Source organism: Amycolatopsis bullii (assembly GCF_014654205.1).
GTDB lineage: Bacteria > Actinomycetota > Actinomycetes > Mycobacteriales > Pseudonocardiaceae > Amycolatopsis > Amycolatopsis plumensis.
The window spans coordinates 132,417-152,448 of record NZ_BNAW01000002.1 but is presented as its reverse complement, the minus strand read 5'-3'; the positions used below and the strand labels follow the sequence as shown (position 1 = coordinate 152,448).

18 protein-coding genes are annotated in these 20,032 nt (G+C 73.1%); 8 read left to right on the top strand and 10 right to left on the bottom strand.

Features of this window, described 5'->3' with window-relative positions:
- Positions 1-14: 14 nt before the first annotated feature.
- The gene (locus IE317_RS03265) at positions 15-1,535 is read right to left on the bottom strand and encodes a glycosyltransferase family 39 protein (protein ID WP_191306520.1); all 1,521 of its coding nucleotides are present in this window, start codon (positions 1,533-1,535) and stop codon (positions 15-17) included.
- A 289-nt stretch (positions 1,536-1,824) separates the two neighbouring features.
- On the opposite strand from IE317_RS03265, the gene mppP reads away from it, so the two are divergent.
- From mppP to mppR, 3 genes are read left to right on the top strand one after another with little or no spacing between them, the layout of a single operon-like run.
- On the top strand, positions 1,825-2,952 hold the full coding sequence (mppP, locus tag IE317_RS03260; protein ID WP_191306519.1) for an enduracididine biosynthesis enzyme MppP: 1,128 nt from the start codon (positions 1,825-1,827) through the stop codon (positions 2,950-2,952).
- Positions 2,949-4,157, top strand: a complete 1,209-nt coding sequence (locus IE317_RS03255) for an aminotransferase-like domain-containing protein (RefSeq protein ID WP_191306518.1) — start codon at positions 2,949-2,951, stop codon at positions 4,155-4,157. Before mppP ends, IE317_RS03255 begins: the two co-directional genes overlap by 4 nt.
- Positions 4,154-4,942, top strand: a complete 789-nt coding sequence (mppR, locus tag IE317_RS03250; RefSeq protein ID WP_191306517.1) for an enduracididine biosynthesis enzyme MppR — start codon at positions 4,154-4,156, stop codon at positions 4,940-4,942. The genes IE317_RS03255 and mppR overlap by 4 nt, the downstream gene beginning before the upstream one ends.
- A 219-nt stretch (positions 4,943-5,161) precedes the next feature.
- Here mppR and IE317_RS03245 read toward each other — a convergent pair whose 3' ends face one another.
- Entirely contained in the window at positions 5,162-6,244 is a 1,083-nt protein-coding gene (locus IE317_RS03245; protein WP_229902442.1) for a major royal jelly family protein, read from the bottom strand.
- 240 nt (positions 6,245-6,484) lie between these two features.
- Here IE317_RS03245 and IE317_RS03240 point away from each other — a divergent pair, with 240 nt between their 5' ends.
- The 3 genes from IE317_RS03240 to IE317_RS03230 are packed head-to-tail and all read left to right on the top strand — an operon-like array spanning position 6,485 to position 10,088.
- Entirely contained in the window at positions 6,485-7,000 is a 516-nt protein-coding gene (locus IE317_RS03240; RefSeq protein WP_191306516.1) for a (2Fe-2S)-binding protein, read from the top strand.
- Positions 6,997-8,001, top strand: a complete 1,005-nt coding sequence (locus IE317_RS03235; protein WP_191306515.1) for an FAD binding domain-containing protein — start codon at positions 6,997-6,999, stop codon at positions 7,999-8,001. The genes IE317_RS03240 and IE317_RS03235 overlap by 4 nt, the downstream gene beginning before the upstream one ends.
- Entirely contained in the window at positions 7,998-10,088 is a 2,091-nt protein-coding gene (locus tag IE317_RS03230) for a xanthine dehydrogenase family protein molybdopterin-binding subunit (protein ID WP_191306514.1), read from the top strand. The genes IE317_RS03235 and IE317_RS03230 overlap by 4 nt, the downstream gene beginning before the upstream one ends.
- A gap of 92 nt (positions 10,089-10,180) precedes the next feature.
- Here IE317_RS03230 and IE317_RS45265 read toward each other — a convergent pair whose 3' ends face one another.
- On the bottom strand, positions 10,181-10,687 hold the full coding sequence (locus tag IE317_RS45265; protein ID WP_191306513.1) for a winged helix-turn-helix domain-containing protein: 507 nt from the start codon (positions 10,685-10,687) through the stop codon (positions 10,181-10,183).
- A gap of 87 nt (positions 10,688-10,774) precedes the next feature.
- Positions 10,775-11,593 (bottom strand): alpha/beta fold hydrolase, encoded by an 819-nt coding sequence (locus tag IE317_RS03220; RefSeq protein WP_191306512.1) that lies wholly within the window; start codon positions 11,591-11,593, stop codon positions 10,775-10,777.
- Between the two features lie 103 nt (positions 11,594-11,696).
- On the opposite strand from IE317_RS03220, the gene IE317_RS03215 reads away from it, so the two are divergent.
- A complete protein-coding gene (locus IE317_RS03215; protein WP_191306511.1) occupies positions 11,697-12,077 on the top strand; it encodes a winged helix-turn-helix transcriptional regulator in 381 nt (126 codons plus the stop codon).
- A 24-nt stretch (positions 12,078-12,101) separates the two neighbouring features.
- Here the strand turns inward: IE317_RS03215 and IE317_RS03210 are convergent, their stop codons facing one another.
- Together IE317_RS03210 and IE317_RS03205 are read right to left on the bottom strand one after the other, a co-directional pair.
- Positions 12,102-13,433 (bottom strand): NtaA/DmoA family FMN-dependent monooxygenase, encoded by a 1,332-nt coding sequence (locus IE317_RS03210; RefSeq protein ID WP_191306510.1) that lies wholly within the window; start codon positions 13,431-13,433, stop codon positions 12,102-12,104.
- A 1-nt stretch (position 13,434) separates the two neighbouring features.
- Entirely contained in the window at positions 13,435-14,640 is a 1,206-nt protein-coding gene (locus IE317_RS03205; protein WP_191306509.1) for an LLM class flavin-dependent oxidoreductase, read from the bottom strand.
- A gap of 200 nt (positions 14,641-14,840) precedes the next feature.
- On the opposite strand from IE317_RS03205, the gene IE317_RS03200 reads away from it, so the two are divergent.
- The gene (locus IE317_RS03200) at positions 14,841-16,103 is read left to right on the top strand and encodes a sulfite oxidase (RefSeq protein ID WP_191306508.1); all 1,263 of its coding nucleotides are present in this window, start codon (positions 14,841-14,843) and stop codon (positions 16,101-16,103) included.
- A gap of 7 nt (positions 16,104-16,110) precedes the next feature.
- Here the strand turns inward: IE317_RS03200 and IE317_RS03195 are convergent, their stop codons facing one another.
- The 4 genes from IE317_RS03195 to IE317_RS03180 all read right to left on the bottom strand — a co-directional run bounded on the left by IE317_RS03195 (position 16,111) and on the right by IE317_RS03180 (position 19,859).
- Positions 16,111-17,055, bottom strand: coding sequence for a phosphotransferase (locus IE317_RS03195; protein ID WP_191306507.1), 945 nt, complete (start codon positions 17,053-17,055; stop codon positions 16,111-16,113).
- A gap of 68 nt (positions 17,056-17,123) precedes the next feature.
- Positions 17,124-17,558, bottom strand: a complete 435-nt coding sequence (locus tag IE317_RS03190) for a hypothetical protein (RefSeq protein WP_191306506.1) — start codon at positions 17,556-17,558, stop codon at positions 17,124-17,126.
- 37 nt (positions 17,559-17,595) lie between these two features.
- Complete coding sequence (locus IE317_RS03185) at positions 17,596-18,405, bottom strand: TetR/AcrR family transcriptional regulator (protein ID WP_229902441.1); 810 nt, start codon at positions 18,403-18,405, stop codon at positions 17,596-17,598.
- On the bottom strand, positions 18,402-19,859 hold the full coding sequence (locus IE317_RS03180) for a cellulose binding domain-containing protein (RefSeq protein ID WP_191306505.1): 1,458 nt from the start codon (positions 19,857-19,859) through the stop codon (positions 18,402-18,404). The genes IE317_RS03185 and IE317_RS03180 overlap by 4 nt, the downstream gene beginning before the upstream one ends.
- Between the last annotated feature and the right edge of the window lie 173 nt (positions 19,860-20,032).

The following is a 20,032-nucleotide window of genomic DNA, read 5'->3' as shown; positions in this document are numbered from 1 at the left end:
GCGGTATCACGGCGTCAGAACGTGCCGACCCAGCGCAGCTGCGGCCACAGCCGGTCCCACGGCTGCACCGGGTCGTGGCAGAGCAGAACCGGTTTCCCCTCTTCGAGGTGCGGCAACGCGAAGTGCAGTGTGGCCGCGGGCACGCAGCGGGCGAAGTGACGCCCGAAAGCCGCGGGATCGACCCCGACGGCGAGGACGACCGTCCGGTCGTCGGCCGGGCGGCCGAAGTCGTGGTAGGAGTTGAGGCCGCTGTAGGCCGGCGGGAGTCCCCGGGCCGGCCCGAACCGGTCGACCGCGCCCGCTTCGGCGTAGTTCTGGCCGTAGACGATCGCGCGGGCGCGCTCGGCCGGGGGCAGGCCGCGGTACACCGTGGCGACCTGCTCGGTCAGCTCTTCCCAGCCGGTCTGGCCGAGCTGGGCGTCGCCGAACCCGGCCAGCGGGGAGTCTTCCGCGTAGGCCGACGCCGGCAGCACCGGCAGGCACATCACCGCCGCCAGCACCGCGTTCACGACCACCGCCGCGGCCAGCACGATCCGGCGCGGCACCGTCCTGACCCAGGCGGCCGCCGGGACGCAGCCCGCGGCGGTCAGCGACGTCAGCAGGCCCTCGGTGTAGCGCCCGAACCCGCCGACGAGCAGCAGCACCACCGCGATCACCAGGTAGGCGACCGCGAGCGCGCGGTAGTCACGCCACTGTGGACGGCGCAGCAGCCCGGTCAGCCCGGCGATCCAGACCGGGGTGAGGAACAGGCCGGTCATCAGCGGCTGGCCGATGAGGAAGTTCACCGCGCCGCCGACGCTGAGCGGTTCGGACATCTCCGAGGCCATCGAGAACTGCGGCCAGCCGTGCGGGGCCTGCCAGACGAGCACCGGCAGCGCGATCAGCAGGCCCAGCCCGGCGCCGAGGGCGAGGAACCGGTCGCGCAGGACCTGCCGCGGCCCGGCCACCAGCAGCCCCGCGACCAGCCCGGCGACCAGCAGGACGACGAGGTACTTCGCGAGCAGGCCGATCCCGACCACCGCGCCGATGGCGAGCCACAGGCGGGAGTCGCGGGTGCGCAGCAGCCGGACCAGCAGCCAGCAGAGCGTCACCCACACGACGTGGTCGACCGCGGTCGGGTGCAGGACGTGCCCGGCGGCCATGGTCGCCAGCGTGCCGGCGGCGGCGCTCGCGGCCAGCACCTGGGCCCCGCCCCCGCCGCCGAGTTCGCGGGCCAGGTGCGCGGCGACCCACACCGAAAGCCCGGCCAGCAGGGCGGGCACGACCCGGATGGCGAACAGCGTGTCGCCGAACAAAGCCGTCTGCGCTTTCGCGAGCAACGCCACCAGCGGCGGCTGGTCGACGTATCCCCAGCCGAGGTGGTCGCCCGCGACGCGGAAATACAGCTCGTCCATGTAGTAGCCGTATCGCCCCGCCAGCGCCAGCAGCACCGCGGTGAGCGCGAGGCTCACCGCGAGCACCGGTTTCCACCGGAACGGCACCACGGCCGCGTGCTCCCGGGTCGCCGTTTCGGGACCGGTAACCGTTGTGGACACGGTCATTCACCTCGTCTCACCCGGGCATCGATTTTCCCGATCAGGATCCCGGTGTGGCCGTAAACCGGCAACGCCCTTGATTTCTGGGGAAAAGGTGCTGGTCATCAGCGGGGTGCAGGAGCAGTTTCCGCGGCTGGGCCGGAAATCATTGTTTTCCTGCTAGCCTCGGGACGTCCCGGTGAACAGTCCGTTCCCGGTGAGCGCCCGGCCGCTTTTTCCTTTCGCCGCGTTCGGATGCTCCAAGCATGGGCGATCCCCTCCATTCCTACGTAAGGTGCTTGTGATACCAATGCAGGACACGCAGACGAGTCCCGGCAACCTCACCCAGTTCGAATACCTGGCGCTGAACAGTCCGCTCAACCTCTCCGACGGGCACGCCCGGCAGGCGCTCACCCCGAGCCAGACGAGCATCATCGACGCCTTGCCGGACCTGTGGGCCGACGCGGTGAAACGCCCGGTCGAAGAGATCGAGCACGACTCGCACCGCGCCTACTTCGAACTGCTCGGGCAGCACAGCTACCCGGCGGCCGACGGCCGGGTGCTCAGCTGCTACTCGTCCTCGGTGGCGATGGAGATCTTCGCGCGGTCGCTGGCCACCACCACCGACGCGATCGGCCTGGTGCACCCCACCTTCGACAACATCCCGGACATCCTGCGCGGGGTCGGCCTGCGGCTGGTCCCGGTCGAGGAGGAGCAGCTGCACGGCGGCGACCTGGACCCGGCGCTGCTGCGGTCGGTCGGCTGCCTGTTCGTCACCACCCCCAACAACCCGACCGGCCGCGTGCTGTCCGAGGAGCGGCTGCGCCGCCTCGCGGCGCAGTGCGCGGACCACGGTGTGGTGCTCACCCTCGACACCTCGTTCCGCGGGTTCGACACCCGCGCGCACTACGACCACTACGCGGTGCTGGAGGCGAGCGGCTGCCGCTGGGTCGTGATCGAGGACACCGGCAAGCTGTGGCCCACGCTCGAGCTGAAGATCGGCTGGCTGGTCTCGGCGGCGAACGTCGGGCTGCCGCTGGCGAAGGTGTACTCCGACATCCTGCTCGGCGTCTCGCCGCTCGTGCTGTCCATGGTCCGGCGCTTCGCCGAGGAGGCGGCCGGCGGCGGCCTCGCCGAGCTGCACCGGTTCATCGCCGGCAACCGGGCCACCCTGCGCGAGGGGCTCGCCGGCGTGCCGGACGTCCGGTTCCCCGACCCCGACAGCCGGGCGAGCGTCGAACGGCTCGACGTCGGTCCCCGCACCGGGCTCGAGGTGTGGTCCGCGCTGCGTGAGCACAACGTGTTCGCCCTGCCCTGCCACCAGTTCCACTGGGCGCGGCCCGAGGAGGGCGCGCACTCGCTGCGGATCGCGCTGTCCCGCTCCGCCGCGTCCGTGGCCACCGCGACCGCCGCGTTGCGGACCGTGCTCACCCGGTGAGCGCCGAGGACTCCGCCGGGCCGCTGTCGCACCGCCGGTCCTGGAGTCCCGGCATCGTGCAGCAGGTCGGCCCGGCCGGGACGATCGATCTCGGACCGGGCTACCTCGACCCGGACCTGCTCCCGGTCGACCTGCTCGCCGCGGCGTACCCGGCGGCACTGGCCGAGTACGGCTCGGCCGCGCTCGCCTACGGCGACGACCGCGGCGCGCTGCCGTTCCGCGAGCTCGTGGCCGAGCGGGCCGCCGCGGCGGACGGGCGGCCGTGCGGGCCGGAGAACGTGCTCGTCACGGCGGGGACTTCGCATGCGCTGTACCTGCTCGCGACGAGGTTCGCCGGCTCCGGTGACGTCGTGCTCGCCGAGCAGTACGGCTACGACTTCGGCCGCCGGATCCTGACCGACCGCGGGCTGGACGTCCGCGCGGTGCCGATGGACTCCGGCGGCGTGGACCCGGCGGCGCTGGCCGAGGCGATCACCGCCGTCCGGGCCGCGGGGAAGAAGGTCGCTTTCGTCTACCTGGCCCCGACTTTCCACAACCCGACCGGGCTCGTCTCGCCGGCCGGGCGCCGCCGGGAGCTGCTGGCGGTCGCCGCCCGGCACGGCGTGCTGCTCGTCGAAGACGACGCCTACGCCGAGCTGGGCCTCGAGGGCGGTGCCGAGCCCGTTTCCCTGGCCGGACTGGCCGGCTACCGGAGCGTGGTCCGGCTCCGGACGTTCTCGAAGACACTGGGCGCGGGACTGCGGCTGGGCTGCCTGCTCGGTGCCCCCGCGCTCGTGGACCGCCTCGCCGGCACCGGGCTGTTCGTCAGCGGCGGCTCGGCGAACCACGTCACCTCCCTCGCGGTGGCGTGGCTGCTGCGCTCGGGGGAGTACGACCGTCACCTCGGCTGGCTGCGGTCGCGGCTGCGCACCCGGCGCGACGCGCTCGCCGGGGCACTGGCCCGGTCGACGGCGGACATCGCCTTCACCGTCCCCGCCGGCGGCTACTTCCTGTGGCTGCGGTCCCCGCACGGCGAGGCGCGCCTGCTCGCCGCCGCCGCGGCCGCGAAGGTCACCGTGGTGCCCGGGTCCCGGTTCGGCGACGGTCCGCAAACGACCCTCCGGCTGGCGTACAGCCTGAATCCACCGCGCACCTTGACGGCGGCCGCCGAAGCGCTCGGCCGTCACTGGTGCGCTCTGTCCTCTTTGGAGCGAACGCACCCATGAGCACTCTCGCCGGCCCGGCCGGCTACAGCCTGCCCCTCTCGCCGTCCGGTGCGGCGGCCATGATCACCCCGCCGCCGTGGCACTTCGCCGGTGACGTGATCATGGTCGACTACCGGGTCGACCCGGACGTCGCCCGGCGGTTCCTGCCGCCGGAGCTGGACCTGGGCGACGACCCGGGTGCGGCGGCGGCCGTCTTCGCGGACTGGCAGTGGTGCTCGGACTCCGGCGCGGAGCTGGCCGAGCCCGCCCGCTGCCAGTTCACCGAGTTCCTGATCCTGCTGGCGTGCGAGTACCGCGGGAGGCCGCTGGCCCGGTGCCCGTACGCGTGGGTGGACAGCGCGGTGCCGATGGTGCGCGGCTGGGTCCAGGGCATGCCCAAGCAGTTCGGCGAGATCCACCAGACCCGGCCGCGGACCGTCGGCCGCGCGGGTCCGCGGCCGGGCGGTCCCGGCCGCTACGACGGCACGCTTTCGGTGCACGGCAAGCGGGTCGCCGAAGCCACCGTCCGCCCGGACCGCCGTGCCGGGGAGCCACCTGCGCTGCACGCCGTGCCGCTGGTGCACACCCGGTTCTTCCCCGGCTGGGTCGAGTCGGAGGAGCCGGTTCGGCAGCTGGTGACCTCCCGCGTCACCGACGTCGAGTTCGGCGAGATCCGGACCGGCCCGGCGGAGCTGAGCCTGTTCGACACCGTGGACGCGGACTTCCCCGGCCTCGTCCCGAAGGAAACCGGTGCCGGGTACGTGTTCTCCTACGCCGAAACGCTGTGTGGTGGGCAGGAGCTCTGAGCCGGTGCGAGGGGCCGCCCGCGCGGCAGCCGGGCCTGAAGTCGGCGCCGGCACGGGCGGCCCGGCGGACTCCCCGTGTCGAGGGAGCCGCGCCAGGAGCTGCTGGGGGTCAGCTCCAGCACCCAGTGAACCACGCCGGGGCCCCGGGCGCGGTAGCGCGGAGTGGACAAAATGCGTACGGCCTGGCTTACCGCCGAACGAGTGAGACCACCGCCGCCGTCAACGGAGGTGGACCGGACCGGCGTCGATCGGGGTGCGGAACAGGAAGTACGGGTACTGCCGTTCGTCCTTGCCGCCGCGGTACTTGTCCTGGCGGTGCAGCTGGTTGGCCGTGACGTAGAGGTGGCCGTCGGCCACGGACATCGTGTCCGGCCACAGCAGCCGGGGGTCGTGGACGACGGTTTCCCAGCGGCCGTCGGGGTGGCGGCGGTGGATGGCGTTGTGCTCGCCGTCGGTGACGTAGAGGCGGCCCTGGTCGTCGGTCTCCATGCCGTCGCCGGCGCCACCTTTGTCGCCTTCGTCGATGAGCGTCGCGGCGACCGCGTCGTCGTCGAGTTCACGGTTGATCAGCGCGTCGGTGGCGACGCTCCACCAGCGTCGTGACGCGAGGCAGCAGTAGTACAGCCGGGCGCCGTCGGCGCCGATGGCGATGCCGTCCGCGCCCATCTTGATCGGGCTGGTCGAGCCGTCCTCGGAGCGTTCGACGAAGTCGCGGCCCTCGACGACCATGCGCAGGTCCGGCGGTTCCTCGGCCTGGGTGCTGGGGTGGTCGTGCAGCCGCCGCCAGGATTCGCCGGTCTCCAGGTCGACGACGATGATGCCGTTGGGGCCCTGGTCGGAGGAGTCGGTGATGAACGCGACGCCGCGGCCGAGGTCGAAGCGCACGTCGTTGAGGTAGGTGGTGGGCAGGGCGACGTCCTCGGGGAAGAGGATCGTGCGGGTGACTTCGTCGCGTTCCAGGTCGACGCAGACGAGCTTGGGGCCGCCGTGGGCGGTCGGCCGGAACAGCGGGCTGCCGGTGTCGAGGATCCACAGCCGGTCGGCCGGGTCGACGACGATGCTCTGCACCGACACCAGGGCGTCCGGGTCGGTGTCGCTCTCGGGTTCGTTGAACGCCTGGCCGGGGTAGGGGACGAGGTCGCCGTCGCGGAGTTCGGCGACGGTGAAGCGCACGTCGTCACCCCACTTCGGGAAGTTGACGAACACCCGGCCCCGGCGCGACACGCTGACCCCGGTCGGCATCGGGCCGGTGAATTCGTGCACGACCTCGAGTTCGCCCAGCGGCTGGTCGGTTCCGGCCACGGCGATCACGCCGTCCCGACGAGGTGGTCGCGCAACCGGTCAGGATGGCTTTCGAGCAGGAGCAGGGTCACGAGTCGTCCTCCGAGGTGGTGGGTCGATGGCCGGCACGGCTTCGTCCGGACGGGATTTCCTCGCGTACCCGCCCGGCGTCCGGTCAACCGTCCGGGCCCACCTCGCCCGCGCTCGTTTCGCCCGGGGCCGAACGGGTAGCCCGAACGATTCCCACGGAAGAGGCGGCCCATGACGACCGACAGCCCCGCAATCCCGATCGAGATCCGGGTCGACGGCACCGACCACCGGCTGGCGGTGGACCCGCGGCGGACCCTGCTGGACCTGATCCGCGATCAGCTGGGGGAGCCGGTCGCGAAGAAGGGCTGCGACCACGGCCAGTGCGGCGCCTGCACCGTCCTCGTCGGCGGCCGCCGGGTGCTCGCCTGCCTGATCCTGGCCGTCACCTGTGACGGCGCCGAGGTGACGACGGCGTCCGGGCTGGCCGCCGGCGGCGCACTGCACCCGATCCAGCAGGCCTTCCTGGACAACGACGCCTTCCAGTGCGGGTACTGCACGCCCGGCCAGGTCTGCTCCGCGGCCGGGCTGCTGGCCGAGTTCGCCGACGGCGCGCCGAGCCACGTCACCTCGCCGGTCAGCGCCGCGCCGGAGTGGTCCGATGCCGAGATCGCCGAGCGGATGAGCGGCAACCTCTGCCGCTGCGGGGCCTACGCCGGGATCGTCGCCGCCGTCCGGGAGTCCCGATGAAGACCTTCGCCTTCACCAAGCCCGCCACGGTGGCCGAGGCCGTGCGCGCGGTGTCCGGAGCGCCGGAGGCGGTGTTCCTGGGCGGCGGCACCAACCTCGTCGACCACCTCAAGCTGAGCGTGGCGCGACCGGACCGGATCGTGGACGTCACCGGCGTGCTGCCGGACGAGATCCGCGAGGACGACGGCGGCCTGTACGTCGGCGCCGGCGTGCGCAACAGCGACTTCGCCGCGCACCCGGTAGTCCGTGAGCGCTATCCGGTGCTGGCCCAAGCCCTGCTGTCCGGGGCGTCGGCGCAGCTGCGCAACATGGCCACCACCGGCGGGAACCCGCTGCAGCGCACCCGCTGCCTGTACTTCCAGGACGTCACGACGCCCTGCAACAAGCGCGAACCCGGCTCGGGGTGCTCCGCGCTCGGCGGGGCGACGCGCCAGCACGCGATCCTCGGCGCGTCCGAGGCGTGCGTGGCCACCCACCCGTCCGACCTGGCGGTCGCGCTGGCGGTCCTGGACGCCCGGGTGCACGTCGCCGGGACCGGCGGCGAGCGGGAAATCGCCTTCACCGACCTGCACCGGCTGCCCGGCGACCACCCGGACCGCGACACGGTCCTCGAGCACGGCGAGCTGATCACCGGCTTCACCCTGCCCGCCGCGGCGTGGGCGCGGCGGTCGGCCTACCGGAAGGTCCGGGACCGGGCGTCGTACGCGTTCGCCCTGGTCTCGGTGGCCGCCGGGGTGTCCCTGGTGGACGGCCGGATCGACGACGTCCGCGTCGCGTTCGGCGGCGTGGCCCACAAACCCTGGCGGGCCACCGAAGCGGAAGCCGTGCTGCGCGGCGCCCGGCCGGGGGAAGAGGTGTTCCGCGCCGCGGCGGACGCCGAACTGGCCGGCGCCCGCGCGCTCGAGGGCGTCGACGGCGGGAACGCCTTCAAGATCCCGCTCGCCCGCCGCACCCTCGCCGCGGTGCTGCGCGAGCTGACCACCGAGGAGCCGAACCGATGACCGAGCTGCTCGAACCCCACGCCATCGGCACCGCCACCACCCGCCGGGACGGCCCGGCCAAGGTCACCGGCACCGCGCCGTACGCCTTCGAAGCGCCGGCCGACCACCCGCTGTACGGCCACCCGGTGCAGGCCACGATCGCCCGCGGCCGCTGCGCCCGGATCGCCACCGTGGTGGCCGAGTCCGTCGAGGGTGTCGCGCGCGTCATCACGCCGTTCACCGCCGAGCGGCTGGCGAGCACCGACGACGCCGAGCTCGCCGTGCTGCAGGACCCCGGGGTGCCCTTCCGCGGCCACGTGGTCGCGCTCGTGCTCGCCGACACCCCGGAGACCGCCCGCCACGCCGCCGAGCTGGTGGAAGTCGAGTACGACGTCGAGCCCCACGACGTCGAACTCAGCGCCGGCCGGTCCGACCTGTACGCGCCGGACTCGGTGAACCCGGACTTCCCGACCGACACCGCGCAGGGCGACGCCGACGCCGCACTCGAGCGGGCCGAAGTGACCACCGACGAGACGTACACGACGGCCATGCAGCACAACAACCCCCTGGAACCGCACGCGACGACCGCGTTGTGGGACAACGGGATCCTCACCCTCTGGGACTCCACCCAGGGCGTCCACCCGGTCCGTTCCGCCATCGCCGAGGTGTTCGGGCTGCCCGAGGAGCAGGTCCGGGTCCGCTGCCCGTACGTCGGCGGCGGTTTCGGCTCGAAGGGCACGCCGCACGCGAACGTCGTGCTCGCCGCCCTGGGCGCTCGCGCGGTGCCGGGCCGGGCGGTGAAGCTGGCGCTGACGCGGCAGCAGATGTTCGCCCTCGCCGGGTACCGCACACCCACGATCCAGCGCGTCCGGCTCGGCGCCGACCGCGACGGGCACCTGCGCGCGCTGCGCGTCGACGTCGTGGAGCAGACGTCGCGGATCAAGGAGTTCGCCGAGCAGACCGCGGTGCCCGCCCGGATGATGTACGCGGTGCCGGACCGGGCCACCAGCCACCGCCTCGCCGCGCTGGACGTGCCGGTGCCGTCGTGGATGCGGGCGCCGGGGGAGTGCCCGGGGATGTTCGGGCCCGAGGTCGCGATGGACGAACTCGCCGTGGCCCTCGGCCTGGACCCGATCGAGCTGCGGGTGCGCAACGAACCCGAGCGCGACCCCGAGGACGGGAAGCCGTTTTCCAGCCGGAACCTCGTCGCCTGCCTGCGCACCGGCGCCGAGCGCTTCGGCTGGGCGGATCGGGATCCGCGGCCCGGCGTCCGCCGCGACGGCCGGTGGCTGACCGGGACCGGCGTCGCGGCGTCGGTGTACCCGGCGAAGCGCTCGCCCGGCTCCACGGCGCTGATCCGGTTCGAAGGCGGCCGGTACGTCGTGGAAATCGGCGCCGCCGACCTGGGCACGGGAGCCTGGACGATCCTGCCGCAGATCGCGGCCGACGCCCTTTCCGTGCCCGCGTCGGACGTCGAGGCCCGCATCGGCGACACCGGCTACCCGAAGGCGACCGTGGCCGGCGGCTCCTCGGGCACCGCGTCCTGGGGGACGGCGGTGATCGCGGCCGCGCAGGCGTTCCGCGACAAGTTCGGCACCGACCCGGCCGAAGGCGCCGAGGCGAGCGCGGACACGCCGGAGAACCCGGCCGAGGAGCAGTACTCGATGTACGCGTTCGGTGCGCAGTTCGCCGAGGTGCGAGTGGACGCCGACACGGGCGAGATCCGCGTCCCGCGGCTGCACGGCACGTTCGCGGCCGGCCGGATCGTCAACCCGGTGACCGCCCGGTCCCAGTTCCTCGGCGGGATGACCATGGGGCTGTCCATGGCGCTGTTCGAGGACAGCGTCCTGGACCCGCGCACCGGGCACGTGGTCAACCACGACCTGGCCGAGTACCACATCGCGACCAACGCGGACGTGGCCGACCTGCGCGCGGACTGGCTCGACGAGCACGACCCGCACGTCAATCCCATGGGCACCAAGGGAATCGGCGAGATCGGCATCGTCGGCACCGCGGCGGCGATTGCCAACGCGGTGTACCACGCGACCGGGGTCCGGGTCCGGAAGCTGCCGATCACCCTGGACGCGCTGCTGCCCGCGCTGCCCTGACGTCCGGCACGAGGCCCGTCACCGGGGACCCGGCAGGGGTGCCCGAGCGGCCAGCCGGATCCCGGGAGCGCGAGCGCCGGTCCGGCAGCGGCTCAGACCAGAGTCACCGGCGCTGATCCCTCGAAGCGGTACCCGACGCCGCGGACCGTGGTAATGGGATCCAGATGCGGCGCGAGCTTGGCGCGGAGCTTGCGGACGTGGACGTCGACCGTCCGGTCGCCGCCGTGCTGCGGCGGCCAGAGCGCGGACTTCAGTGCGGTGCGGGTGAACACCCGATCCGGGTGTTCACCCAGGAAACGCAGCAGATCGAACTCCAGCCGGGTAAGCGCGAGCGGGCGGCCCAGCAGGATCGCCCGCCGGGACCCGGTTTCGATGCGCAGGAGCGGGTCCGGGACCAGCCTGAGGCGCGGCGCCGGCTTCGCCGTCACGGCCGGGTGCCGGGGGCGGACGGCCGTGACGTCGACGCCCGCCAGGCCGTCCAGCGCGGTGGCCAGCCGGGCGGCGACGACGGCCGCGTCGCCGGCTCGGCCGGTGAGGTCGATCCGGATGTCCATGCGGAACACCTCGGCGGTCGCGCGCGGTGCGGGCGGGGTCGTCATGAGCGCGATTGTGGTTCGTGACCGCCTCGGAGGGGAAGGCTGCCCGGCGGCTGGAACACCTTGACGGCACAACGGTGATCGAGACGGTCAGCCGGCAACCAGCAACGGCACGAGCGCGTCGGGGCGGTCCAGCGGGATGATGTGGCCGCAGTCCTCGACGAGGTGGGTGGTGAGGTCGTCGGTCACCGGGCCCAGCTGGCGGGCGAGGGCGTCGCCCACCGGGTGCGCGCCGATCGCCACGGTGGGCACGGTGAGCCGGGCGGCCGCGGTGGCGTCCGCGATCTGCGCCGCGCTCTCGGGCATGGCCCGGTAGTGGCCGAAGGCGCTCCGGAGGGCGTCGCGTCCGGTGTACGCCGCGACGAAGTGGTCGCGGATCGCGGGTGGCACGCCGCGGCTCCGGGTTCCGGCGTCGAGGAACCAGCCGATGTAGTCCGCCTCGTGCCCGGCGAGGACCGTCTCGGCGAGGCCCGGGACGGCGTGGAACCCGAACCACCACGGCGGCCCGCCGGCGAGGAAGTCCTCGGCCCCGGGCAGGCGCCCGAGCAGCGACTCCATGAGGACGAGCCGGCGGACCCGCTCGGGGCGCCGCACGGCGAGCAGGAACGCGGGCGGGGCACCCGCGTCGATGCCGGCGACCGTCGCCTCCGGTTCGCCCAGTGCGTCGAGGAGCGCTTCGGCGTCGGCCGCGAGGGTTCCGGCGTCGTAGCCGCCGGCGGTGCGGGTGGTCGCGCCGAGACCACGCAGGTCCGGGGCGATGACCCGGTGGTACCGGGCCAGCTGCGGGATGACGGCGGTCCACAGCCGCCAGGTGTGCGGGAAGCCGTGCAGCAGCAGGAAAGCCGGCCCCTGCCCGGTGACGGCCACGGTGATGTCGATGCCGTTCGCCCTGACCCGCTGCTCGCGCACATCATCTCCGGAAGGAAGGGGTTACCATTGTTGACCAGATGAGCGTAGGTAACCGCTGTGGCCGCGCCAAGACGGCACTTTCCCGACAGGTGGTGAGCTTCAGGTGACCCCCTCGCCGAAGGGCGCGCGCGGCGACCTCTTCGACCCCGCCTGCCCGACCCGCAAGCTGCTGGACCGGATCGGCACGAAATGGACGTCCATGGTGGTGAAGGTGCTGGCCGAGGCCGGCCCGGACGAGGTGCGGTTCGCCGAACTGCAGCGCCGGATGCCCGGCGTCTCGCAGAAGATGCTGTCGGTGACCCTGCAGAGCCTCACCCGCGACGGCCTGGTGGAGCGCCGGGTGGAGCCGACGGTGCCCCCCAGGGTGCACTACCGCCTCACCGGCCTCGGCCACTCCCTCGAGGTGCCGCTCGCCGCCCTGCGCACCTGGGCGGAGGAGAACATGCCGGCGATCGACCGGGCCAACGCCACGGCGCGCGAATGACCCGTGACTGTCCGAAGAGGACCGTCACGCGAGCCCGAGGTGGTGGCGCAGAGTAGGACCGGTGTAGTCGGTCCGGAACGAGCCGCGCTCCTGCAGCAGGGGCACCACCTTGTCGGCGAACTCGTCCAGGCCGCCGGGCGTGACGTGCGGGACGAGGATGAAGCCGTCGCTCGCGTCGGCCTGGACGAGGCCGTCGATCGCCGCCGCCACGGTCGCCGGCGAGCCGATGAACGTCTGCCTGCCGGTGACCTCGATGATGAGGTCGCGGGTCGACAGGTTCTTCGCTTCGGCCAGCTGCCGCCATTCCCGGGCGGTCGCGAGGGGGTCGCGGTACATCCGGACGCTGGCGCGGCCGGGGGCGATCGTGGACCCGTCGACCACCGGGTCGGTCGACGGCAGGGGCCCGTCGGGGTCGTGCCCGGACAGGTCGGTGTTCCAGACCTGCTCGAGGAACTTGATCGCGGTCTGCGCGCTGACCTGCTGCCGCCGCACGAGGTGGGCGCGTTCGTGGGCGTCGGCGTCGGTGTCGCCGAGGACGAACGTGGCCGCGGGCAGGATCACCAGCTGCTCCGGCGTCCGGCCGTACTTCGCCAGCCGGCCCTTGACGTCGGCGTAGAACGCCTGCCCGGCTTCGAGGGTGCCGTACCGGCTGAAGATCGCGTCCGCGGTGGCCGCGGCGAACTCGCGGCCTTCGTCGGAATCCCCGGCCTGGATGATCACCGGGCGGCCCTGCGGGCTGCGCGGCACCGGGAACCGGCCCTCGATGTCGAAGTGCCGGTCGTGGTGGGAAAACGCGCCCGCCCGGGTGTCGCGCAGGAACACGCCGCTGCCGGCGTCGGCGGCGATCTCGTCGCCGCGCCAGGAGTCGAACAGCTCCCAGGCGGTGCGCAGGAACGTCTCGGCCCGTTCGTAGCGCTGGTCCTGGGGCAGGAACCCGCCGCGGCGGAAGTTCTCGCCGGTGAAGGCGTCCCACGAGGTGACGACGTTCCACGCGGCGCGCCCGGCCGACAGGTGGTCGAGCGAGGCGAACTGGCGGGCCACCTCGAACGGCTCGTTGAAGGTCGAGTTGATCGTGCCGGCCAGCCCGAGCCGCTCGGTGACCGCGGCCAATGCGGACAGCACGGTGAAGGTGTCCGGACGGCCGACGACGTCGAGGTCGTAGATCTGCCCGTTCTGCTCGCGCAGCCGCAGGCCTTCGGCCAGGAAGAAGAAGTCGAACTTCGCGCGCTCGGCGGTCTGCGCGAGCTTGACGAAGGAGCTGAACTCGATGTGGCTGCCGGCTTCGGGGTCACTCCACACGGTCGTGTTGTTGACGCCGGGGAAGTGCGCCGCGAGGTGGATCTGCTTCCGGGTCATCTCAGGCTCCTCGGACGGCGGTGTAGCGGCTGGCGGGCCGGGGGAGACCGAGCAGCCCGCGCAGGGTGCTCGCCTCGTACCCGGTGCGGAAGGCGCCGCGCGCCTGCAGTTCGGGCACCAGGCCGCGGGTGATGGCGGTCAGGTCGTGCGGGACCGCGCCCGGCCGCAGCCGGAAGCCGGAAAGCCCGGCGGCCTGCCAGTCGAGCAGCAGGTCGGCCAGGCCGGCCGGGGTGCCGGTGAAGACGTGCGCGTCGGAGGTGTACTCGGCGCCGAACCGGTCGTCGAGCCGGGCCTTGCGGTCCGCGGCGGCCTGCTCGGTCTCGCCGAGGAACACGACGACGTCGCCGAAGACGTGCAGGGTTTCCGCGCCGCGCCCGGCCTTCTCCTGCTCGTCGCGCACCGCGGCGACGATCGACGTGGCCTGCTCGCGGTCGAAGGGCGTGACGTAGACGACGTCGGCGGAGCGGGCGGCGAGCCGGTAGGGGACGGCGGCGTGGGCCAGCGCGGTGACCGGCGGCTGCCCCTGCGGGGGCCGTGGGGTGATCGACGGGCCCTTGACCGAGAACCAGCGTCCGGTGAAGTCGATGTAGTGCAGCTTGTCCCGGTCGACGAACCGGCCGGTGGCGACGTCGCGGATCTCGGCGTCGTCCTCCCAGCTGTCCCACAGCCGGCGCAGCACCTCGACGTAGTCCGCGGCCTCGTCGAACAGCTCGGCCAGCGGGCTCGGCCGGTCCGGCTCGGCGGCGTCCTCGAGCCGGAACTCGCCGAATTCGCGGCGTCCGAAGTGCCGGTTGTCGTCGGCGCGCCCGGCGACCTGCACGCGGACCCCGGCGCGTCCGGTGCTGACGTAGTCGAGGGTGGCGATGGCCTTGGACAGGTGGAACGGCTCGGTGTGGGTGACCACCGCGGTCGGCACGAGCCCGATGTGCGAGGTCAGCGGCGCGACGCGGGCGGCGATCAGCACGGCGTCGAGGCGGCCCTGCACGATGTCGGTCCGCTCGCCCGGCCGGTCGAGGTAGTTCACCGTCTGCAGGGCCAGGGAGTCTTCGATGGTGACGAAGTCCAGCTTCGCCGCCTCCGCCTCCCGGACCAGGTCGGCCCAGTAGCCGGCGGTGAGCAGCTCGCCGGGCCGCGCGCCGGGTTCGCGCCACGCGGCGGGGTGCCACCCGGCCCCGTCCAGTGCGACGGCGATCCGTGGTCCAGTCATCCCGGCGTCCCTTCTTCTCGGCCTCTGGCCGCAGTGTGCGCCGATTTCCGCGACCGGGGTCGAGGTGGCCAATGGCTGGGACGTGCCGGTGCCCCGGGAATAAACGGGGACCGGCCGATCGGGGGCGTCCATTCGGGACTCCGGTTCCGCTGCGTGGACGTGATTGCCGGGCCGCGGACCGCGACCCGACAATGCCCGCCATGACAGCGTGGCACGGGGAGACCGCCTACGACCGGGAGCGGCTGGCGCAGTGGCGGGCCGGACAGGCGCGGCTGCCCGGGCTCAGCCGGCGCGGGCTGCTGCGCCTGACGGCGGCCGGTGGGCTCGCGCTGGCCACGGCCGGGACGGCAACGGCGACCGCGTCGGCGGCGGGCCCGATCGTGAAGCCGCTGCCGCCGGAGTGGTTCGACGTGTACGGCAGCAACGCCGAGACGCGCTGGGAGGCCATGAGCGGGCAGGGCTACCTCACCCCGGTCGACCGGTTCTTCGTCCGCGATCACACCTCGACGCCGGTGCTGGACGCCGGGACCTGGCGGCTGCGGCTGTTCGGCTCCGGGTTGCGCGGCGCGCCGACGGCCGCCGCGCCGATCGAGCTGACGTACCGCGACCTGCGCGCACTGCCGTCCGAGACGATCACCGCGTTCATCGAATGCACGGGGAACGGCCGCAGCTTCTTCACCAGCCAGCAGGGGCAGGCCGTCAGCGGAACCGCGTGGAAGCTCGGCGCGGTCGGGGTCGCGCGGTGGCGGGGCGTCCGGCTGGCGACGGTGCTCGCCCGGGCCGGGCTGACCCGGCACGCCGTCGACGTGCTGCCGGAGGGCCTCGACGCGGACTACGTGGCGGCCGGGGTCAACCTCGGGAAGGTCCGGCGGCCGCTGCCGGTGGGCAAGGCGCTGCAGGACGTCCTGCTGGCGTACGAGATGAACGGGCAGCCGCTGCCGCCGGACCACGGTTTCCCGGTGCGGCTGGTGGTGCCGTCGTGGGCGGGGATCGCGTCGATCAAGTGGCTGGGCCGGATCGAAGTGTCGGCGGCGCCGCTGGTTTCGCCGTGGAGCACCCAGTTCTACCGCCTGCTCGGCCCGGACTACCCGGCCGAGGGCACGCTCGTCACCGAGCAGGTGGTGAAGAGCGCGTTCGAGCTCCCGTGGGGTGCGACGCTGGTGGCCGGGCAGCGGCACGTGCTGCGCGGCCGGTCCTGGTCGGGCCACGGCCGCATCCGCCGAGTCGAGGTCAGCACGGACGGCGTCACCTGGCACCCGGCGCGGCCGATCGGCCCGGCCGCCGACCGTGCCTGGCTGCAGTGGGAGTACCCGTGGCGCCCCCGCACGGCGGGCCCCCACACCCTCCGGGCGCGCGCGACCGACGTCACCGGCGCGAGCCAGCCGGACATCGCGCCGTACAACACGCAGGGGTACCTGTTCGGCGCGGTCGTCCGGCACCCGGTCACGGTCGCTGCGGTGTGAAGGTCCACTACGGCCTCGGCGAGCCGGCGCCGGCCCGGCGGAGGCGCTCGCGGGCCTCGTCCTCCGACAGCGAGGTGATGGGCTGCCCGACCGCGTGCTGGTACTTCGCGTCGTAGGCCCTGGTCCAGACGCCGGCCGCCCATGACCGCCGGAGTTCGCCGGTGGTGAATTCGCGGCCGCGCGCCCGGCGGTACGCGAGGAGGAACCGCTCGGTGTCCTCGACGGTGGCGAGCTCGCCGGCGCTGACGGTCGAATACAGCGCGGCGGCGAAGCCGACCAGGACGGCCTCGCTTTCCGCGAGCACGCTGTCCCAGTCGTGCACCACCAAGAGCTCGTCCTCGCTCCAGCGCAGGTTGCCGGCAAGCCAGTCGCAGTGGCCGATCACGGCTTCGGACCCGCCGGCCCGCAGCCGGTCACGGGCCCGGCGCCCGGCGTCGTCGATCCACTCCGCGCCGGTCACCTCGTCGAGGTCGATCTCGGGGTCCTCTTCCGGACGTGGCCACAGTCCGTTCCCGGTGTGGTTCCAGGCCGCCCAGGACGGTGCCGGGTCGAGCGTGGCCACCTCGGCCGGCCGAGGGGCGAGCCGGATCAACCGCGCGAACGCCTCGGCGAAGGCCTCGGCTGCGTGCTCCGCGCTCGGGAGCACCGTCCCGCCGGGGACGTAGGTCTCGGCGGTGGCGACGTCGCCACCGAACGGCGCGACGCCGGTGAGCGGATCCGGGCACGGATACCCGGCCTGGAACAGGCGGCGCTGGACGTCGACGCACGCTGCCATCCGCGGCGAGCCCGGACGAACCTTGACCACGACCTCACGGTCGTCGGCCAGCCGCAGCCCGATGACGGCGGACAGGTGCCCGGAGCTGAACAGTTCCTCCGCCGGCGGGCTCCCCAGATGCTCCCCGCACCACCGGGCAAGCCGGCCGGGATCGACGGCACGTGCGCGAGACGGCATCGGAGCATCCTCACACCCGCTGGTGGTGTTCCGCAGCCGGCACGTTCGAGAAGCGCCCCCTGCGGCGGTCAGCCGAGGTAAAGCTCCTTGCGGGCGGCGACGAACTCCTCGACGGTCACCGGCCGTTTCCCGGTAAGGCGTTCGACGTCGTCGGTGGCACGGTCGCTCGGCCATGGTCGTGACGTGCTGCTCGGTGTGCCGGGGCATGCCCGCGTTCGCGAGCCCGGCCAGGCCGTCGCCCGGGCGATGTTCGACACGCTGGGCCTGCACCGGAAGATTGCGCCCCTGCTGATCGAGCAGACCCGACCGGGCCGAACGCGCGCCATCCAGCTCTCCGGAGCCGGGAACGACACCGAACGCGAGCGGGTGTCGGCCCGGTCCACGAGCTGCCGTCCGCGGACTTCCCGGCCACGCGCGCGGTCGCGGACTCCCTGCCGGTACCCCTGGAAGACGAGTTCGCCTTCGGCCTGGAACTGATCGTCGACGGGCTGCGCCGGCTGCACGCGCGCTGACGTGCGGACCTGGCCACGCTCACGCCGCTCAGGCGGCAGGGTGCGGACCGGTCGTGGTGGTCTCCAGGTCGGGTAGCGGCCGGCCGCAGACGTCGTGGGCTTCGGCCGCGGTGAGGCCGAGCATGCGCAGCAGGTCCTCGGTCACCTGGTCGGTCGTGGCGGCGTCGTCGCGCTCGGGCTGCCGGTGCAGCAGGTGGCCGAGCCCGAGCGCGGTCCCGGCGACCGTGATCAAGGCGAGTTCGGTGTCCTGGACGGTGGAGCGGCCGGCTCGCACGGCGGCCTCGATGTCGCGGCGGGCGCGGGGAGCCAGCCCGCCGTCCGAGGCGGCGAGTGCGAAACCGTGGTGCAGCAGCACCTTGCTGAGTTCGGGATGCCGCCGGTGCAGGCGCCCGGTCAGCCGGAAGACCTGCGCCGGGTCGTCCAGGCCGGTGGTCAGCTCGTCCAGCAGGGCGCCGTGGACGTCGAGGGCGTCCTCGACCGCGGCCTGGTAGAGCTGCTCCTTCGTCTCGAAGGGGTTGTAGAACGACCCCATCCCGACGTCCGCGGCCTGGGTGATCTCCAGGATCGGCACCGCGGTCCGCCCCTCGGCGATGAGGGCCTGGGCCGCCCGCATCAGGGCTGCGCGGGTGCGCATCATCCACCGCCTCGGGCGGCTCCCGAACCACTTCGAAGGCACCGCCATCCCGCCGGAGCAGCTCGCCGCCGCGCGGACGGCCGTCACCTCGTGCCGGTCGCCGCGCTGCGGGAACTCCCGTGACCCCTCCCACGTCCGATCGCCGGCGTTGGCCGGTGGCTCACGCCGTGAAGCCGCCGTCGACCGAGCCAGGAGCCGTTTCACCAGGTGAGCGGGAGGGCGGCGATGTAGTCGGTGAGCAGGCCGGCGATGATGCGGTGGTCGTTGCGGGAGAAGTGCCAGTCGCAACCGAGGTGGTCCAGGCGCGGGTCGTCGAAGTTCCAGAAGCGGACCCGGTTGTCGCCGCGGGCGTTGCGGTCGGTGACGACCTGCTGCGCCGGGCCGGCGAACAGGTTCGTCGCGCCGACGACGATGGTCGTGGCGGTGCCGTACTGCGTGCGGAGCTTGTCGAGGAACCCTTGGTAGGCGCTTTGGTAGGCGGCGACGAGGCTGTCGGCGGTGGGCCAGGGCTCACCGGAGTGCAGCGCCGTGCTGAAGTCGTTGGTGCCCAGAGCGACCACGACCAGTTGCGGCCGCCACGTGGCGGGGTTGTGCCAGACGTCGCCGGAGACGTTCTGCAGGGTGCGGTCGTAGTAGGTGCGGAAGTCGGTGCCGGGGTCGCCGCCGTTGTAGTTGCGGACCATGCCTCGGCCTGAGTAGGCGTTGACCTGGTAATCGGCGTTCAGGCCGCGGGCGGTGAGGGCGCCGTAGGTGATGTCGGTGTTGGTGTTGCGGTCGATCCCGCCGTTGGCCGAACAATCGCGGGTGGTGGAGAGGTCGCCGTAGCCGGCGGTCAGGGAGTCGCCGATGAACTCGATCTGCCGGGCGCGGGCCGCGGGCTTCGCGAGGATCTCGCCGCCGGGTGCGGCGGCGAAACCGTCGAACTCGCCGGCGACCCACGGGCTTTCGGTCCGTTTGACCAGCCGCACGCTGTGTTCGGCGTTGGTCAGCCCCCGGATCTGGCGCGTGGTGCGGCCCGGGGTGACCAGCGTGGCGACCGTGGTGCCGTCGACCTGGATGTCGTAGTCGTTTTGGGCGTCGTTGAGCGAGACGTCCACCCCGGAGCCGCGGAAGCGGCCCTCGAAGTAGATCCCGGGCCAGGTGTACTTCGCGGCGCCGGCTGTGAGCTGCACCCGGCCCACCGTGCGGGCTCCGGCCGGCGCGTCCACCGGCGGCGGGGACGTGGTCGTCGTCGGGGGCACGGGACCGTTGCACGGGATGCCGTTGACGGCGAAGCCGGTGGGTACCGGGTTGGTGCCGGTGAGCGAGCCGGTGAAGCCGAGCCGGGTGGTCGCGCCGGTGCCGAGGGAGCCGTTCCAGACGGCGTTGCCGACGGTGACTTGGTCGCCGGTTTGGGTGACGGTGCCGTTCCAGAGCTGGGTGACACGCTGTCCGGCGGTGAAGGTCCAGGTCAGCTGCCAGCTCGCGACCGGATCGCCGAGGTTGGTGACGTCGACGTTCGCGGTGAACCCGCCCTGCCACTGGCTGGCAACGGTGTAGTCGAGCCGGCAGCCCGCCGCGGCCCGGGCGGCGGGAACCGCGCCCACGGTGACCGCGGAGGCCGCGACGGTCAGGACACCGACGACGGCGGCCAGCCGGGATCGGCGGATGGTCTGCATCGGCGCTCCTCCGAGAACAGGGTCGATCGATTCACGTCGGCGTGGAAGGTGGTGACGTCCGTCTGTCCGGCGCCGAGCGGCGACGGGCCGACGTCGGCCGCGTCGAGGGTCAGGAAATTCCGTCGTTGCGCCAGGTCGTCATCATCTGGGAACGCTCCCAGAATATAACAGCG

Coding starts and splice junctions, on each gene's coding strand:
- mppP (WP_191306519.1), top strand. CDS start 1,825: ATGCAGGACACGCAGACGAGTCCCGGCAACCTCACCCAGTTCGAATAC.
- mppR (WP_191306517.1), top strand. CDS start 4,154: ATGAGCACTCTCGCCGGCCCGGCCGGCTACAGCCTGCCCCTCTCGCCG.
- IE317_RS03240 (WP_191306516.1), top strand. CDS start 6,485: ATGACGACCGACAGCCCCGCAATCCCGATCGAGATCCGGGTCGACGGC.
- IE317_RS03235 (WP_191306515.1), top strand. CDS start 6,997: ATGAAGACCTTCGCCTTCACCAAGCCCGCCACGGTGGCCGAGGCCGTG.
- IE317_RS03230 (WP_191306514.1), top strand. CDS start 7,998: ATGACCGAGCTGCTCGAACCCCACGCCATCGGCACCGCCACCACCCGC.
- IE317_RS45265 (WP_191306513.1), bottom strand. CDS start 10,687: ATGACGACCCCGCCCGCACCGCGCGCGACCGCCGAGGTGTTCCGCATG.
- IE317_RS03210 (WP_191306510.1), bottom strand. CDS start 13,433: ATGACCCGGAAGCAGATCCACCTCGCGGCGCACTTCCCCGGCGTCAAC.
- IE317_RS03205 (WP_191306509.1), bottom strand. CDS start 14,640: ATGACTGGACCACGGATCGCCGTCGCACTGGACGGGGCCGGGTGGCAC.
- IE317_RS03200 (WP_191306508.1), top strand. CDS start 14,841: ATGACAGCGTGGCACGGGGAGACCGCCTACGACCGGGAGCGGCTGGCG.
- IE317_RS03195 (WP_191306507.1), bottom strand. CDS start 17,055: ATGCCGTCTCGCGCACGTGCCGTCGATCCCGGCCGGCTTGCCCGGTGG.
- IE317_RS03180 (WP_191306505.1), bottom strand. CDS start 19,859: ATGCAGACCATCCGCCGATCCCGGCTGGCCGCCGTCGTCGGTGTCCTG.